Below are 15,675 nucleotides of genomic sequence, written 5' to 3'. Positions count from 1 at the left end.
CACGGGCGACCGGCCGGGGGGTGGTGCGCGATCGGCGAGAACGGCAAGGCGGTGGCGATAGGTGCGGACGAGCGGATCCTCGTCAGGGGGACCCGCGAGGCGTCGCGGGCGGCGAGGGCAGCGAGGCAGGCCCGGTTCGCATGCAGGGCATCAGGCCGCGGCGCGTTCCAGTACGCCATGACGGAATCGCCGATGAACGTGTCGATCGTGCCCCCCGTGACGCTGCAGGGCATCCGAGAGGTCAGCGAGGTAGAGCGAAGCAAGCCGCATCAGCGTTTCCGGCACGAGATGTTCCGCCTGACGCGTGAACCCCTCGATGTCGGTGAACAGCACGGTGATCGGCCGCCGTTCCGCCGCGAGCCGGCCATCGGGCCCGGCTTCGATCAGGCGCCGCACGACATCCTTCGGCACCTAGGAACCGAAGAGGCGGGTCGCGTCCTTCATCCGGTCCATGGCGATGGCAAGGCGTTCGATCTCGACCACGCGCGACTGCACGACGACGGGTCCGGCGAGATCGAGGGCGCGGATGCGGTCGGCCTCGCGTGCGAGCGCGCGTAGCGGCCGGGCGATGCGCGACGCGACGAACGCGATGCCGGCAAGCCCGAGGGCGAGGGCGGCGACACTCGGCGTGGTACCGGAACGGATCGCCCCCAGCACGGCGGCGGTGAAATCCCCGGCCGGCGCGACGAGGGCGATGAGGAGCGGGGGCTCGGTCTCGGCGGCGACGCCCTCGATCACGCCGAGCCCGCTCGTCTGGGCGGGTGCCGAGCCGGATCACGCGCCCGTGGTGTCGCAGCCCGCGACCCGCTCGCGGGCCAGCGCGCGCGACAGGGTAAGGCCCAGGTGCGGCAGGGTGCTGCCAAAGCGGTCCGCCTCGCGGGCCAGGTGGTGCAGGAGCGGCAGGTCGGGCGCGGCGGCCGGTGCGGGGTCGGCGGTGGCGCGGATCAGGTCCGCGAGTGCCGCGCACCAGGCGGGCGGCGGCCCCGCCTCGCCGGCGATGGCGACCGCCTGCTGGGCCGATTCCGCCTCCAGAGCGCCGGGGGGTCGCCACCGTCGCCGGGGTGGACGAGATCGTGCGCCAGCATGCCGGCGACACCGATCAGGACATTCTCGGCGTCCAGCATCGCGTGGCTGCGGGCGAGGCCGCACAGCCGGCCCATGGCCGAGGTCGCCTCGGCCTGGTGGTGGCGATCGTGGTAGGCGGGCTCGGCTCCCGGCGCGTAGGCTTGGCCGTGCCGGTCGACGGTGCGGGCGAGGGCACGGGCGGCGGCCACATCGGGCGAGGCGGCCGGCGGCGCACCGAGTGCCGCCACCAGCGCCGTCTCGAGCGCTCCCGCCACGTCGGCCGCGCGCTCGCGTCGGGCGAGCAGGATCCGCTCGCAGGGGGCAAGCGCCTCGGCGACCGACCCGTCGGGGATCGCCGAGGCCGGCGCCCAGCGCAGCATCGTTAGTCGGGGGCCGCCTCCGCCGGCTCGGCCAGCGCGCCGTTGGGGACGGGCGCGCTCGGCGACGCCGCTGCCTCCGTCCCGGCGGGGCGAAGCACGGCGCGCAGCCGGTTCAGCATGGCGAGAGCCTTTTCACCCAGTTCGGCATCCGGCCCCGCCACCTACTCCACCTTGGCCAGCGCCCGCTCGCGATCCTCCACCGTCGGCAGCAGGCGCGGCAGGGCAGCGATCGCCGCCTCGCGATAGAGTCGGCGATCCAGCGCAGAGCCTGGCCCGGGGGCGTGACGTTGTCGCCGGCCGAGGCGAAGACGATGATCGGCGCCTTGACGTTGCGGATGTTGAAGGTGTGGCCGCGACCGGCGGCGAGCTAGCCGGCCGAGAAGCGGTTGCCGATGAACAGTTTGCCGACGATCCAGCGGATCTCCTCCCGGTTCCTCAGGAAGAAGCCGCCCGACCAGCGTTCGAATTCGAGGAAGCGTTCCGCCTCCGTATCGGCCTCGAGATAGACGTCGGCGTATTTGCGGAACCAGGTGTTGCCCGGCGAGAGGCTCTCGGAGTTCATCACCAGGTTCGCGCCGTCGAACTTGCCGTTGCCGAGATCGGCGAGGAGAAGGGCGGGCCAGGAGCCGCCCGCCAGCCCGCCCAGGTAGCGCATCGGGTTCTTGCCGCGCTCGCCGGCCCAGTAGGAGAGGGGGGCGCCATTGAGGACAAGGGCCCCCACGCGGTCAGGCGCGGCGGAGGCGAGCATCATCGTCGCCCACCCACCTTGGCAGTTGCCGATCACCACCGGCTTCGGCGCCCGCGGGTGCCGCTCCAGCACCGTCTGCAGGAACACGGCTTCGGCGGCGGTGACGTCGAGGATGGTCTGCCCCGCGACGGGATCGCGCGAGAAGACGACGAAATAGACCGGGTGGCCGCGCCGCAGCGCCACGCCGACCTGGCTGTCGGACTTGAAGCCGCCGATGCCGGCACCGTGCCCGGCGCAGGCGTCGATGATGACGAAGGGGGAAGCGCGGGATCGGTGGGTGGCATTCCCTCTCCCGGCACGATGCGCACCAGCGCGTAGTTGACGGGGCGCGGCAGGGAGCGGCCGTCGAGCACGGTCTCGTACTCGAACACGAGAACCGGCGGGCAGCCGGCCCGCTCATGCACGACAAAGGTGTTGCCGGCGCGGCGGGCGGCTGCAGGCGGGCCAGCGTGTCCGGGATCACGCGAGCGGGATGGCGCTGCGCCACCTCGCCCAGCACCCGGCCCTGTTCGAGGGCGCGTGCGAACGCGTCGTTGCCGCGTTCGAGCAGTTCCTGCGCCGGGGTCATCCGGCTTTCGGGCGCTGCGGTGGGCGACGGGGGGGAAACGACGGTCATGGCGCGCGCTCCTCGGCCAACCGGCACGCAGCTCGGCTGCGATCGCCAACGATCGCAGCCTGCCAAGGCCGACCCCGCTGACCTAGGCGAGGGCGGCGACGGCAGCGCGACGATCGCATGAAGACTGGATGACGCGAGGCAGTCGTCGGCGTCAGGTGACGACGGCGACGGCGAGCAGGGCGAGGGTGATCAGCCGAAAGCGCCGCGCCCGCGCCGGATCGGTCACTTCCCGCCCGACGCTGCGCCAGATGCCGACCCCGATCAGCAGGTTGTAGGCGTTGGAGAGGCCGTAGCCGATGATGTAGGCGGGCACGACCCGGTCCTCGGTGAGCAGCAGCCAGAAGGCGAAGCTGGTCGACATGTTGACCAGGAGCCCGCCGAGGATGCCCCAGTCCCAGAAGGCGCGGGCGAGCGGTTCCTCACCCCGCCAGAGGCGAAGCACGGCCCACCCGCCGCGACGCGGCGCGGGCTTCGCACCGGTCGCGGGGGCGGCCGGTGCGTCGGCGGGAGGGGGCGTCTCTGCCATGCCCGGCACTTTCGGCATCCCGCCTCGTCGTGCAAAGGGGGCCCGTGCAGGAGGAGGACGCAGATGGCCGTGCAGGGCGTGATCGTTCCGGTGACCCCGTTCGCGCAGAACTGCACGCTGTTGTGGGAGGAGCGTGAACGGCGTGCCACCGTGATCGATCCCGGCGGGGACATCCCCGCGATCCGGGCCGCGCTGGACGAGGCCGGGGTTTCGGCCGAGCGGATCCTGCTCACCCACGGCCACATCGATCACGCGGGCGGGGCGGCGGAGCTCGCCGCGGCGTTGGGGGTGGAAGTGTGGGGGCCGGATGCGCGCGATGCCTTCCTGCTCGCCGGGCTCGAACAGCAGGGGCGACAGTTCGGCATCGCCGGCGCGCGGGCGGTGACGCCCGATCGTTGGCTTGCCGAGGGCGATGCGGTGTCGATCGCCGGCGAGCGTTTCACCGTCCTGCACTGCCCCGGCCACACGCCGGGACACATCGTGTTCGTCTCCACCGAGGCGCGGCTCGCGGTGGTCGGCGACGTGCTGTTCCGCGGCTCGATCGGGCGGACGGATTTCCCCTACGGCGACGCCGACGCCCTGGTGCGGTCGATCCGCGACAAGCTGTTCCCGCTCGGCGACGACATCCGCTTCCTGTGCGGGCACGGACCGGGCGGGACGTTCGGTGAGGAGAGGCTGACCAATCCCTTCGTCGGTGAGCGGGGGTGAGGGGCGGGCTTGCGCGGCGTTCGGCGGGTTGCCCGACGGGACGATGACGCCCTGTTCGCCCGCCACCTCGCCGTGCTATGCGCGGTGCGGGTCCCCGTAGCTCAGCAGGATAGAGCACAGGATTCCTAATCCTGGGGCCGTGGGTTCGAATCCCGCCGGGGACACCAGCCCCTCGCTTCACGACAACCGGCCCCGCGGCCCGTGGGAGACGGCCTGGCCCCCCCGGTGCCATGGACGGTTCGGGCTCGTGGGCGACCGTCGGCCCCTGGAGCGGATCGGGGCGAACTCCCAAAACGGGCGACAGGCGGAAACGCAGGACGCCACCGATGCGCTCTACGACCCTCTTCCGGCCTGGTTTCGTTTCCCTCCGCGCCCCGATGGCAGTCCGCTCAGCAGGCGGCTGGCCGCCCGCCGACCCCGCAACCGCCACTCGGTGTTGAGACCGTCTTGCTCGTGTCTTCGGGACGATTCGAGAACGGGCCTCGGGAAGGCCGCACTTGCGCTACTCGTGCTATGTCCGTGCGGTGCTGCGCCCTCGGTTTCGCCTTGTCGCGGGGTCGGGTCTTGCTGCCGGGTCCGCAGCGAGTTCCCTCACCAGCCAGCCGCGGAACCGCAACACCGGTTCCGCGGGGTTTGGGCGGAAGACGAGGGCGTGGTTGACGATGCGGGGATCGTCGGTCCGCCAGCGGAACGGATGGACCAGCCGTCCTTCCGCGAGTTCGCGTTCGGCGAAGCGCGTCGAGTCGAGCGCCACACCCACCCCGTCCACGGCGGCAGCGATGGCGAGGAAGGAACGGTCGAACCGGGGGCCGTCGCGCCCGATCGCGGGATCGAGCCCGTTGCGCGCGAGCCAGTCGCTCCAGCGGATCGTGTTGTAGGAGGAATGAATCAGTACCGCGGATGCGAGGTCGGCCGGGGTGCGCAGCCTCCGGGCGAGTGCGGGGGCGCAGAGGGGCGCGATCCGCTCCTCGCCCAGGGCAACTGCGGCAAGATCCTGCGGCGGCGGGTGGCGCGGCAGATAGACGATGTCGCAGGCGGCCTCGCCGCGCGCGAGGTCGGCAGGCTCGGGCGAGGCGGACAGCACGACGTCGAGATCGGGGTTCGCGGCGATGAACGCCGCCAGCCGTGGCGCAAGCCACGTCGCGGCGAAGGAGGGAGCGGAGTGGATGCGAAGTCGCTTGCGCTCGCGCACGCCGAAGGCGAGGAGGGCCTCGGCGAGCCCGTCGAACGCGCCAGCGGTGGCGCACGCGAGACGTTCGCCCGCTTCAGTCAGCGCCACCCGCCGCGGCCCGCGCACGAACAGTGCGACCCCGATGCGGCGTTCGAGTGCCCTGATCTGGTGACTCACCGCACTGGGCGTCAGCGCGAGCATCTCCGCCGCCGCGCGGAAACTGCCGAGGCGGGCGGCGGCGTCGAAGGCACGGAGCGCGGTCAGCGGCAGATGAGTCGGCACGCCCCTTCTCCGTTGAATTCGATTCAACAGTGCGGCGAGAAATCGTCGTTTGCAAGTTGCCGCTGCCAGTCCTTCGCTGTCGTCAAGGCGAAGGGGAGGAATGACGCATGGGGCTGCTCGCGGGACGGGTCGCCATCATTTCCGGTGCGGCGAGCAAGAGAGGCATCGGACGCGCCACCGCCCGTCTCTTCGCCGAAGAGGGCGCCCAGGTCGCGATCCTCGACCTGCGCGCCGACGAGGCCGAAGCCGCCGCCGTCGATCTTCCGGGGGAAGGTCATCTCGGGCTTGCCTGCGACGTCACCGACAAGGCCGCTTGCGACCGCGCGGTCGCCGCGGTGCTCGACCGCCATGGCCGCGTCGACATCCTGGTCAACAACGCCGGCATCACCCAGCCGCTTCGCATCATGGACATCACGCCCGCCGACTACGACGCGGTGCTCGACGTCAACCTGCGTGGCACGCTCTACCTCAGTCAGGCAGTGATTCCGCACATGCGGCAGAGGCGGCAGGGGGCCATCGCCTGCATGTCCTCGGTCTCCGCCCAACGTGGGGGCGGCATCTTCGGCGGGCCGCACTACTCGGCGGCGAAGGCAGGCGTGCTCGGCCTCGCGAAGGCGATGGCGCGCGAACTCGCCCCCGACGGCATCCGCGTCAACTGCGTCACCCCCGGCCTGATCGCCACCGACATCACCGGCGGCAAGCTCACCGACGAGATGAAGGCGAAGATCCTCGAGGGCATCCCGCTCGGGCGGCTCGGCGAGGCGATCGACGTCGCGCGCTGCTTCCTCTTCCTCTGCTCCGACCTCTCCTCCTACGTCACCGGCGCCGTGATCGACGTCAACGGCGGCATGCTCATTCACGGCTGAAGGGAGACGACGATGCCGGCACGACCGCGCAGGAATGTCGACAACGCGCTGCTCGCCGATAAGGCGAAGATGATCCGTCGCGAGACGGTGAAGCTCACCGACATCTGCGGCTCCGGCCACTATGGCTCGGCCTTCTCGATGGCGGAACTCGTCGCCGCCCTCTACTACGAGTTCCTGCACGTCGACCCGCGCAATCCGGACTGGCCAGATCGCGACCGCTTCACCATGGGCAAGGGGCACGCGGCGATCGGCCACTACCCGGTGCTGGCCGACCTCGGCTTCTTCTCCTGGGACGAGCTCTACACCTACACCCGCCTCGGCTCGCCCTTCGGCGATCACCCGGACATGCGCAAGGTGAAGGGGGCGGATTTCTCCTCCGGCTCGATCGGCCACAACCTCTCCGTCTCGGTCGGCATGGCCTTGGGGCTTCGCCTGCGCGGCTCGCCCGCTCGTGTCGTCTGCCTGATGGGCGATGGCGAGCAGGCGGAGGGCCAAGTATGGGAAGCGGCGATGAGCGGCGCGCATTACCGCCTCGCCAACCTGGTCGGCATCGTCGACATCAACAAGGTGGGCTCCGACGGCGTGGTCGCCGAGACGATGGACAACGAACCTCTCGACGCGAAGTGGGCCGCGTTCGGCTGGCGCGTGCGGCGGATCGACGGTCACGACCTCGATCAGGTCTGCGAGGCGCTGGATTGGGCCCTGAACCGCCCAGAGGATCGCCCGAGCGTCATCCTCGCCGACACCGTGGCGGGCAAGGGCGTTTCGTTCATGGAAGGAACCTGGCAGTGGCACCTCGGTTTCCTTGGCCCGGCCGACCGCGACCGCGCCCTTGCCGAGATCGAGAAGGGGATCGGCTGACATGCCGACCGCGACCACGCCCCCGGCTTCCGGCCGCGCCGCCTACACCGCCATCCGCAACCCGGCCGTGGACATGAGCGAGTCCACGGTGCGCCCGGGCTTCGACGAGGCCTCCTGGGACATGGTGGGAAGCCTCAACCTCTCGCTTCAGCTTCCCACAGGGTCCGTGCTGATCGAGCTCGCCGAGAAGGGGCGCGACGACATCGTCGTGCTGACGGCCGATCTCGGCCGCCCCACGCAGGTGATCAACTTCGGCAAGCGCTTCCCACACCGCTACTTCAACTTCGGCATCGCCGAGCGGAACATGATCGGCGCCGCGGCCGGCCTCGCCACCACCGGCTTCACCCCCTTCATCTCGAACTACTCCTTCTTCCTTGCGCTCATGGGGGCGGAGAACATCCGCAACGACCTCGCCTACACCAACCTCAAGGTGCGCATGGTGGGGACGCACTCGGGCATCGCGATGGGCTTCTACGGCACCTCGCACCACTGCCTGGAGGACATCGGCCTATTGCGCGCCATCGCCAATCTGACCGTGATGGCGCCGTGCGATGCGAACGCGATTCGCGCCGCGCTGCCCGCTATGCTCGATCATCCGGGGCCGGTCTATTTCCGGGTCGGCCGCGGCCGGGAAGCGCCGGTGTACGACGCACCGCCCGCTTGGCAGGTGGGAGGGTCGCACGTGCTGCGCGACGGCCGCCACGCCACGGTCTTCGCCATCGGCAACCTGGTCAAGGCTTCGCTCGACGCCCACGACATTCTCGCCCGCGAGGGCATCGGGATACGGGTGGTCGATCTCTACTCGATCAAACCGATCGACCGCGATGTGATCCTGGCTTCAGCGCGCGAGCACGGGATCGTGTTCTCCGCCGAGGAGCACAACATCGTCTCTGGGCTCGGCTCGGCGGTGGCGGAGGTGCTGGCCGAGGCCGGTGCGGGCGCGCGGCTCGTTCGCATCGGCATTGAGGATCAGTACTCGATCCTCGGCCCGCCCACCCATCTCTATCGCCACTACGGGCTTGATGGCGAGGGGGTGGCGGCCAAGGTGAGACAAGCGCTCGGCAAGACCGGCTGAACCGGCAGGGCGCGCGAGGAAACGAAATCCGAACGAAGAAGGGAGACACGCCCATGACGCTGCGAACAACCCGCCGTGCCGCAATCGCCGGCACCGCCGCCCTCCTCGCCACACCGGCCATCGTCCGCGGCCAGGGCCAGCTTCGCCTCACCCTCGGCCACGGCGCGGCACGCGGCAACCCGCGTTGGCTCGCCGCCGAGCACTTCGCGGAGTTGGTGCGCGCCCGCAGCAACGGCAGGATCGAGATCCGCGTCGCTGGCGCAGCCCAGCTCGGCGATGACGTCGCGATGCTGACGTCGCTGCGAACGGGCACCCTCGACATGTCGATCAACAGCCAGGGGCCCGCCTCCGGCCTGGTCCCCGAGATGGCCGCGCTCGGTTTGCCGTTCCTTTTCGCCGCCAACCCGGCCGCCTACCGCCTGGTCGACGGTCCGATCGGGCAGGAGCTGGCGCGACGCTTCGAACCCTTGGGCCTGCTGCTGATCAGCTACTGGGACAACGGCATCCGCCATGTCACCAACTCGCGCCGTCCGATCCGCGTCCCGGACGACCTGCGCGGGCTCAGGATCCGCACGCCGGCTGACCCCGCGACCATCGACACCTTTCAGGCGCTCGGTGCGGCCACGCAACAGATCGCCTTCAGCGAACTCTACGTCGCCTTGCAGCAGGGCGTGGTGGATGGGCAGGAGAACCCGCTCGCCAATATCCACTCCTCAAAGCTCTACGAGGTGAACCGCTTCATCTCGCTTACCGCGCACAAGTGGGAATGCACGCCCGTGCTTGTCAGCCGCATCGCCCGCGCCAGGATTCCGGATGCCGACTGGCGACTCATCCTGGATGCGATGAAGGAGGCGGAAGCGTATCAGCGGCGCCTGATGCAGGAGAGCGACGTCACCCTTCTTGCCGAATTCCGCGCCAATCCCAACGTCGCCGTGAACGAGGCGGACCAGGCGGCGTTCCGGGCCGCGACGGCGGTGGTGCTCGACAACTGGGAGAAGAAGCCGTTCGGCGCCTTCGTCCGCCAGGTTCGTAACGCGGCGACGGCCTGAGCGGTGGCGCGCGCGTCGGGCCTCGCCCGCGGGCTGCTCGCCGTTGCGGAGGGGGCCGACCGCGTTGCCGGCCTCCTCTGCCGCATCGTCGTGGTGGTGACGGGCACGGTGATGCTCGCCGTGCTCGCCGCCAACGTGATCGCACGCTACGTCCTCGCCCAGGGCGGCTTCCGCTGGGTGCAAGAGATTCCCGAACAGCTCTTCCCTTGGTTCATCGCCGCCGGGGTGGCCATCGCCGCGCGCGATGGGGCGCACATCTCGGTCGATCTGTTGCCGCGCGCGCTCGCGAAAGGGCCACGCCGCGTCCTCCTCGCGCTGGTGCATGGGCTGATCGTGCTCGCCTATGTCTGGCTTGGCGTGCTCGCGCTCGAGGTGGCGGAGATCGCGGCGTTGCAGCGCAGCACCATCCTCAGGCTCTCCGGCAGTTATGGCTACTGGGCGCTGGCGGTTGCCGCCTTCCTGACCGCGCTCGCCTCGCTCACGGTGGCGCTGCGCGTGGTGCTCCTTGGATCCGATCGTGCCTTTCCGCCGGCGACCCGGGGGCATCCGTCATGAGCGGCGTGCTTGCTTTCGTCTTCTTCGCCCTGCTCGCCCTCTCCGTGCCGGTCGCGCACAGCCTTGTCATTGCTTCCGGGGCGGCGTTGCTCGCGGATGGGACGCTGCCGCTGTTCATCGTCGTGCAGCAGATGTTCGCGCAGACGCAGTCCTTTCCGCTTCTCGCGCTGCCGTTCTTCATGCTGGCCGGCAACCTGATGATGGCGGGCAGGCTGGGCGAGGCGCTGATCGGCTTCGCCTCCGCCCTGGTCGGGCGCTATCCGGGCGGGCTCGCCTCCACCACCGTGGTCGGCTCCGTCGTATTCGGCGGCGTGTCCGGCTCGGCTGTCTCGGACGCCTCGGCACTCGGCTCCGTACTGATCCCCTGGCAGGTTCGCGAGGGCTATCCGGCTGGCTTCGCAGCGGCGAACAACGCGGCCGCGGCGACGATCGCGATCCTCATTCCGCCCTCGATCCCGATGATCCTCTACGCGCTCGTCTCCAACGTCTCGGTGGGCGCGCTCTTCCTCGCGGGTGTGCTGCCTGGGCTGATGCTCGCCGCCGGGTTCCTGCTCGTCTGCTGGCTCTCGGCCAGGCTGCGCGGCTTTCCGCTCGCCGCCGACCCGCCCGGACGGCGCGGTCTCGCGCGGCTCGCGTTCACCGCCTCTCCCGCGCTCGCGATGCCCGTGCTCGTCCTCATCGTGCTGCGCTTCGGCATCGCCACTCCGACCGAGGTTTCGGTGATGGCGGTGCTCTATGCCCTCGGCGCCGGCCTCTTCCTCTATCGCGATCTGACGCCGCGGCGGATCTGGGCCGCGATGGTCGCTGCCGGTTCGGCGACGGGTGTGGTGATGCTCGTCATCATGGCTTCGGCGGCAGTCGGCTGGATTATGACCTTCGTGCAGGCGCCGCAGGCCTTCGCCGCCTGGGCGCTCTCCACCTTGCGCGAACCGTGGGCGATCATTCTGGCGATGAACGGGATCATGCTGATCGCCGGCATGTTCATCGACCTGCCGGCGGCGATCCTGCTGCTGGGCCCGATCTTCGTGCCGCTTGCGCAAGCGATCGGGCTCGATCTCGTCCAGCTCGGCGTCATCATGGTGCTCAACCTCGCGATCGGCCTCTACACCCCGCCCGTCGGCACCACGCTGTTCATCTCCTCGACCATCGCACGCGCCTCCATCGTGACGACGGCGCGCGAGCTCTGGCCGTTCTGGCTGGTCGGCCTCAGCGTGCTCCTATTGTTCAGCTACGTGCCGGCACTCACCGTCCACGCTTGAGAAGGCGCCGATGAAGGTTGCGGTGATTGGTCTCGGCTCCATGGAATCGGGGGCCGCGCGGACGCTGCTCCAGGGGGGCTTGCCGTGACGGGGGCCGATGCGCGCGCCCCGTTCGAGGCCGCGGGCGGGGTGGTCGTCGCATCCACCGGCGAGATCGCGAAGGCACGGAGGCGGCGGTCGTGCTGGTCGTCGACGACCGACAGGCCGTGGCCGCCCTGTTCGGCAGCGAAGGTGCGGCTCAGCGTCTCGCCCCCGGGGCGGTGATCATCGCCTCCGCCGCCGTGCCGCCCGCCTTTGCCCGCCGTGTCGCCGCCGAGGGCACCTCGCGGATGATGATGCGCTGCACGTTGGTGGGCGTGCCCGACTTCCAGTCGGCGAAGCGCTCGAGGATGGTCTCCTGGCCCGGCCGCCACGCGACCACGCGGAACGCCCCGCCGCCCGCGGCATTGGCGCGCGCGAACTCGACCGCCCAGGGGGCGGCCGCCGTCGCGCGTTCGCGCAACAGCTTCGAGTCATAGATGCAGGGGATGGCGACCGCGAGATTGGGCAGCAGAAGCTTGTCCGGCCGCACCCAGTGCACGCGGACGCGCCGCGCATCCACCACCTCGATCTGACCGGGTTCGATCAGGCTTCCCGCCGCCATCTGGTTGCGCGGGAAACCCGGAAGGGCGATCGCGCGGTCGAGCGACCACTTCACGTCCTCGGCGGTCATCGGGTTGCCGGAGTGGAACGTCGCCCCCTCGCGCAGGGTGAACAGCACGCTCTTGCCGTCGGGGGCGACCTCGAAAGTCTCGACGAGTTGCGGCACCAGGCGATCGTAGTCGTCATGGGTGTGCCCCTCGGGCATCGGTCGGTCGCCGAAGCCGAGCGGCCGGTCTTAGATCGCCATTACGATCGCCTGGGTGGGCCTGTTCGCCCCGGGGGCGTGGAGATCGAGGCTGTTCGGCCCCGCCCCCTGCAGGACCAGGAGGGTTTGCGCGCGCGCCTGGGCGAGCGCCCGGCGCAGCCCCGTCACCGGCATCAGCCCGGCTCCCGCCAGGGCAAGCACGGACGTCATCATGCGTCGACGACGCAGCACCATGGTCTCCCCTCCGTTGCCTCATGATCGGCGTGAGCGCCGCCCTCGGCCAAGGCGCGCCCGGTCTTCGTTGTTCTAGCGTACAAGCGTGATGCCGCCGGCAGTCGGACGTCTATCGCCTCATTCGATGCTTGGTCTGTGCGCGACTGCCCAACGCATGGGCAGAGTGGGCAGCCGATTGCCAATCGGCCCGGTGCGACTAGCCTTGTCAGGTGCAGGAGGCGCCGCATGCCCGCACCACGATCGCTTGCCGAACTCGAGCGCGACGTCGCCCATGATCTCGACCTGATCGCGCATCCGCGCGCGCCCTGGCTCGAGCGGAAGTATTGTCGCGGTGAGCCGGTGCTGGACGTGCTGCTGATCGGCGCCGGCCAGAGCGCGCTCGCCGTCGCCTTCGCGCTGCTGCGCGACAAGGTGACGAACATCCTCTGCATCGACCGCGCCGAGGAGGGGCTGGAAGGCCCGTGGCTGACCTACGCGCGGATGCACACGCTGCGGAGCTGGAAGGACCAGACGGGGCCTGATCTCCAGGTGCCGTCGCTCACCTACCAGGCGTGGCACGAGGCGCAGTGGGGGGCGGAGGACTTCGCCGCCATGCGCTACATCCCGAAGGAGAAGTGGGCCGCCTACCTGATGTGGTTCAGGCGGGTGACCGGCATCCCCGTCCGCAATCGCGTCGAGGCGGGCGAGATCGTGCCGGACCGCACCGACGACGGCCTGCCCTGCCTCGCCGTTTCGACCTCGGCCGGAACGATCCGTGCCCGCAAGGTCGTTCTCGCCACCGGCCAGGAGGGGGTGGGCAGCTGGTGGATGCCCGACTTCCTGGCGCGCCTGCCCGGGCATCTGCGCGCGCACACTGCGGACGCCATCGACTTCGCGGCGCTGCGCGGCAAGGTGGTGGCGGTGCTCGGTGCCGGCGCCTCCGCCTTCGACAATGCCGCGACCGCACTCGAGGCCGGGGCGCGCGAGGTTCATCTGTTCTGCCGTCGCGCGGAGCCGATGGTCATTCAGCCCTGGCGAGTTCCCCTATCTCTCGCCCGAGAGCGCCTTCGTCGAGAAGGAGCCGGGCAGGACGCCCTGGATCGCGGACATCCACCTGTTCGGCATCGGCACCACGATGAGCTTCGGACCGGCCGGCTCCTCGATCAATGCGATGAGCATCGCCGCGCCGCGCTTGGCCGCCGGCGTGACCAAGGGCCTGTTCGCCGCCGACCTGCCCAGGCTCTATCGCGAGCTGCGCGCCTACGCCGTCCCACAGGTGGAGCTCGATCGCTCTCGGCTGGCGGCGGAATGACTGAAATTCGACAGGCCGGCCTTCGCTCGGCCGCGCGACAGGGGGCGCTCAAGCCACAAGGGCTCGCACTGGCGGCAGGGGCCACACCGAAGACGGGGTGGACGCTCAGCGCAGGGTCATCCGCCACAAGCAGGGCAGGCGATCGATCCTGCTTGCCATCGCAAGCGCCGCGAGCGATCCGCGGGTGGGAAGCGGGTCACCCCCCACCTGCCGCCGGACGAGCCGATGACCGGCCCAATCGACGCTGCCGAGGGCTTGCGCGTTGCGCTCGACACGTCGCGGCATTTCTCCACCGCTGCCACAGCCGCTCCCGCAAGGCAGCCATCGCGGACGATCCTCTGATCCGTCGCCGACGCGCCCGCATCGGGAGCATGCGCGGAGAAAGCCGGGGCTCGCGCCGCGTCGTTCCCCAATGAGGCCCATGCCGACGCCCGTCTCTCAACACCCTCGTCCTCGGCAAATCCTCGCCCTGCTGCTTCGAAGCGGAACAAAACCTGCCGATAGGAGGAGCCACATCAGTGCTCTCCAAAGTACTTGCGCTTCAGGTGACGCAATTTCCGACGGATGCGGAACAGGGGATAGGGGAGACCGAAATCGTCGGGAAGGTCAGCGAGATAGGGCGAGGCCCAACGCGCGAAGGCGCTGTCCTTGCGCCGAACCTTGCCCGGGGTCAGGTCGTAGGCATGCGGCTTCGCCAAACTCTGCCAAAGATGGTTGGCATGAGTGCTGCGCGGGTCGTAGCCCGGCCAGGGGCCATAGAGCAAAGTGAGACCCTCGCCGTCGGCGAGCGGCCAATGGAACGTGTTGTAGGGGACGATGGTGATCTCGTCCGGGTGTTCACGCGCAAGCTTCAGCGGCAGTCTCACCGAGTGCTCGGCCCAGAATTCGTCCTTTCCGCGCGAGCGGAACCAGCGGTACTCGTCAAACCAGCGGCGTAGGAATGGTGCATTCGGTTCGGCGAGGATGACGCCGTTGCAGAGCCCGTAAGCCTGACCTGGCCCGGGCCCTTCCTCGCCCAGGACCACGCTGTGGGCGAGAAGGTCATCGAAATCGCGATGCACGAAGACGTCGCTGTCGAGGTAGATCCCGCCGTGCTCCAGCAAGACCTGGAGGCGGACGACGTCGGCCTTGTGGGCGTAGTGCAGCAGCTTGTTGCCGAACACCTCCGCTGGCGGCTTGATGCGAACCACTTCGACGTGAGGACGCGTCAAGCGCCACCATGGCCCGAGCGGTTCCGATCCACAATGGAACAGCACCCGGTCCGGCTTCAGGCGATCGACCGCGCTCATGACGCAGACGTGGTTCAAGAGCGTCCAGAAGCGATAGATGAAGTCGTCGGCCATGCCGAACACGAAGTGGACGGTCTTCGGGATCATCCGGCCTCTCCTTGAGGTAGGCTGGTGAAAAGTCGGGGCCCGCCAACGGACCTGATCCACACGCGGAGGGAGGTAAATCGATCGTAATGCCCGATATCCTTTCCGCAACTCGGTCGAAGCGGCTGGTGACACGGCTGTTTCTGGGGCGCTCGACGAAGCGCTCCAGGCGGCCGCCCTGCGTACGGCAGGTCGGCGGACGCGGTCCTGGACGCGTCCGCGTCACCTCCCCGGGATTTTCGGCAGAGCGCCGCGATGCCGCAGGCGCTGACCGATGCGGCCATTTTCTTTCCTGCACGACGTTCAGTAAGCAGGACGGCAGGGCCGCCGCGGCGTTCGACAGGCTTCGCGTCGTCCGGGGTCGATGAGCGTTCATCTTGCGTGCGGACCGCCTTCGGGCGTTCTCCGGCGGGCGGCGAAAGGGGCGGGGCGTGCGCGTCGGCCGAGAGGGGAGATCGGTCGTCAGCTGCCGGGCAAGCAGCCGAGGGCTTGGCGGCGGGTCCAACGTCCACCGCCAGTACAGTGGTCAACCTACACGTTGGTGCTGCGGCCACTTGTGTGATTGACCTCAGGTCTCCCCATCTTCTGGAGTAGCTCGGCATGGCCGTTGCCGTCTGCCAAACCCTCGAGGATCATACCGCATTGCCCCGGTGCGGTTCAGCGCCGGCAGTGGTGGAACACGCGTTCCGCTCCCTGAGCTCGGCGGGCGCATTCTGTCAGCCCCAGTGCGAGCGATCCGTGACACGCCATCTCAGAGTCTCAATACTCG

The 15,675-nt window shown here is 69.7% G+C and carries 17 protein-coding genes, 1 tRNA gene and 2 pseudogenes; 10 read left to right on the top strand and 10 right to left on the bottom strand.

The annotated features are described in order from the left end of the window. Positions 1-150: 150 nt before the first annotated feature. From DWB05_RS12845 to DWB05_RS12825, 6 genes and pseudogenes are all read right to left on the bottom strand, one after another. The gene (locus tag DWB05_RS12845; protein WP_157967198.1) at positions 151-396 is read right to left on the bottom strand and encodes a hypothetical protein; all 246 of its coding nucleotides are present in this window, start codon (positions 394-396) and stop codon (positions 151-153) included. Between the two features lie 15 nt (positions 397-411). Beyond that, positions 412-738: a HAMP domain-containing protein gene (locus DWB05_RS12840; protein ID WP_114377566.1), complete on the bottom strand. Its 327-nt coding sequence runs from the start codon at positions 736-738 to the stop codon at positions 412-414. A gap of 206 nt (positions 739-944) precedes the next feature. Next, the gene (locus tag DWB05_RS12835) at positions 945-1,445 is read right to left on the bottom strand and encodes a hypothetical protein (RefSeq protein WP_114377565.1); all 501 of its coding nucleotides are present in this window, start codon (positions 1,443-1,445) and stop codon (positions 945-947) included. Between the two features lie 2 nt (positions 1,446-1,447). Beyond that, complete coding sequence (locus tag DWB05_RS14920) at positions 1,448-1,606, bottom strand: hypothetical protein (protein ID WP_198669164.1); 159 nt, start codon at positions 1,604-1,606, stop codon at positions 1,448-1,450. After that, positions 1,558-2,564 (bottom strand): annotated as a pseudogene (locus DWB05_RS15145) (alpha/beta fold hydrolase). The gene DWB05_RS14920 and the pseudogene DWB05_RS15145 overlap by 49 nt, the downstream one beginning before the upstream one ends. Before the next feature lie 396 nt (positions 2,565-2,960). Beyond that, positions 2,961-3,335, bottom strand: a complete 375-nt coding sequence (locus DWB05_RS12825) for a hypothetical protein (protein WP_157967197.1) — start codon at positions 3,333-3,335, stop codon at positions 2,961-2,963. A 63-nt stretch (positions 3,336-3,398) separates the two neighbouring features. On the opposite strand from DWB05_RS12825, the gene DWB05_RS12820 reads away from it, so the two are divergent. Both DWB05_RS12820 and DWB05_RS12815 read left to right on the top strand, forming a co-directional pair. Beyond that, positions 3,399-4,043 (top strand): MBL fold metallo-hydrolase, encoded by a 645-nt coding sequence (locus DWB05_RS12820; RefSeq protein ID WP_114377563.1) that lies wholly within the window; start codon positions 3,399-3,401, stop codon positions 4,041-4,043. A gap of 90 nt (positions 4,044-4,133) precedes the next feature. Then, positions 4,134-4,210: transfer RNA gene (locus DWB05_RS12815), tRNA-Arg, on the top strand. 344 nt (positions 4,211-4,554) lie between these two features. On the opposite strand, the gene DWB05_RS12810 is transcribed toward DWB05_RS12815, so the two are convergent. Next, positions 4,555-5,496 (bottom strand): LysR substrate-binding domain-containing protein, encoded by a 942-nt coding sequence (locus DWB05_RS12810; RefSeq protein ID WP_114377562.1) that lies wholly within the window; start codon positions 5,494-5,496, stop codon positions 4,555-4,557. 107 nt (positions 5,497-5,603) lie between these two features. Here DWB05_RS12810 and DWB05_RS12805 point away from each other — a divergent pair, with 107 nt between their 5' ends. From DWB05_RS12805 to DWB05_RS12780, 6 genes are read left to right on the top strand one after another with little or no spacing between them, the layout of a single operon-like run. Beyond that, a complete protein-coding gene (locus DWB05_RS12805; protein WP_114377561.1) occupies positions 5,604-6,362 on the top strand; it encodes an SDR family NAD(P)-dependent oxidoreductase in 759 nt (252 codons plus the stop codon). A 12-nt stretch (positions 6,363-6,374) separates the two neighbouring features. After that, complete coding sequence (locus DWB05_RS12800; protein ID WP_114377560.1) at positions 6,375-7,223, top strand: transketolase; 849 nt, start codon at positions 6,375-6,377, stop codon at positions 7,221-7,223. Between the two features lies 1 nt (position 7,224). After that, positions 7,225-8,298, top strand: a complete 1,074-nt coding sequence (locus DWB05_RS12795) for a transketolase family protein (RefSeq protein WP_114377559.1) — start codon at positions 7,225-7,227, stop codon at positions 8,296-8,298. Positions 8,299-8,351: 53 nt separating this feature from the next. Beyond that, the gene (locus DWB05_RS12790) at positions 8,352-9,347 is read left to right on the top strand and encodes a TRAP transporter substrate-binding protein (RefSeq protein WP_114377558.1); all 996 of its coding nucleotides are present in this window, start codon (positions 8,352-8,354) and stop codon (positions 9,345-9,347) included. Positions 9,348-9,350: 3 nt separating this feature from the next. After that, a complete protein-coding gene (locus DWB05_RS12785) occupies positions 9,351-9,902 on the top strand; it encodes a TRAP transporter small permease (RefSeq protein WP_114377557.1) in 552 nt (183 codons plus the stop codon). After that, positions 9,899-11,161, top strand: coding sequence for a TRAP transporter large permease (locus tag DWB05_RS12780; RefSeq protein WP_114377556.1), 1,263 nt, complete (start codon positions 9,899-9,901; stop codon positions 11,159-11,161). Before DWB05_RS12785 ends, DWB05_RS12780 begins: the two co-directional genes overlap by 4 nt. Before the next feature lie 238 nt (positions 11,162-11,399). Here the strand turns inward: DWB05_RS12780 and DWB05_RS12775 are convergent, their stop codons facing one another. Further along, the gene (locus tag DWB05_RS12775; protein WP_114377555.1) at positions 11,400-12,008 is read right to left on the bottom strand and encodes an ABC transporter substrate-binding protein; all 609 of its coding nucleotides are present in this window, start codon (positions 12,006-12,008) and stop codon (positions 11,400-11,402) included. A gap of 30 nt (positions 12,009-12,038) precedes the next feature. Then, a complete protein-coding gene (locus tag DWB05_RS12770; protein WP_157967196.1) occupies positions 12,039-12,242 on the bottom strand; it encodes a hypothetical protein in 204 nt (67 codons plus the stop codon). A 225-nt stretch (positions 12,243-12,467) separates the two neighbouring features. Between DWB05_RS12770 and DWB05_RS15390 the strand changes: the two are divergent. Continuing rightward, positions 12,468-13,181 (top strand): annotated as a pseudogene (locus DWB05_RS15390) (FAD/NAD(P)-binding protein); the annotation flags it as partial. Between the two features lie 175 nt (positions 13,182-13,356). Beyond that, the gene (locus tag DWB05_RS15135) at positions 13,357-13,533 is read left to right on the top strand and encodes a hypothetical protein (protein WP_232818535.1); all 177 of its coding nucleotides are present in this window, start codon (positions 13,357-13,359) and stop codon (positions 13,531-13,533) included. 515 nt (positions 13,534-14,048) lie between these two features. Here DWB05_RS15135 and DWB05_RS12755 read toward each other — a convergent pair. Further along, complete coding sequence (locus DWB05_RS12755) at positions 14,049-14,909, bottom strand: glycosyltransferase family 32 protein (protein WP_114377552.1); 861 nt, start codon at positions 14,907-14,909, stop codon at positions 14,049-14,051. Positions 14,910-15,675 lie beyond the last annotated feature (766 nt).

Origin of the sequence: Elioraea thermophila (ex Habib et al. 2022) (assembly GCF_003336755.1) — a bacterium.
Lineage (GTDB): Bacteria > Pseudomonadota > Alphaproteobacteria > Acetobacterales > Acetobacteraceae > Elioraea > Elioraea thermophila.
Note: the sequence above shows the minus strand (reverse complement) of the source record. Positions and strands in the feature narration are given on the sequence as shown.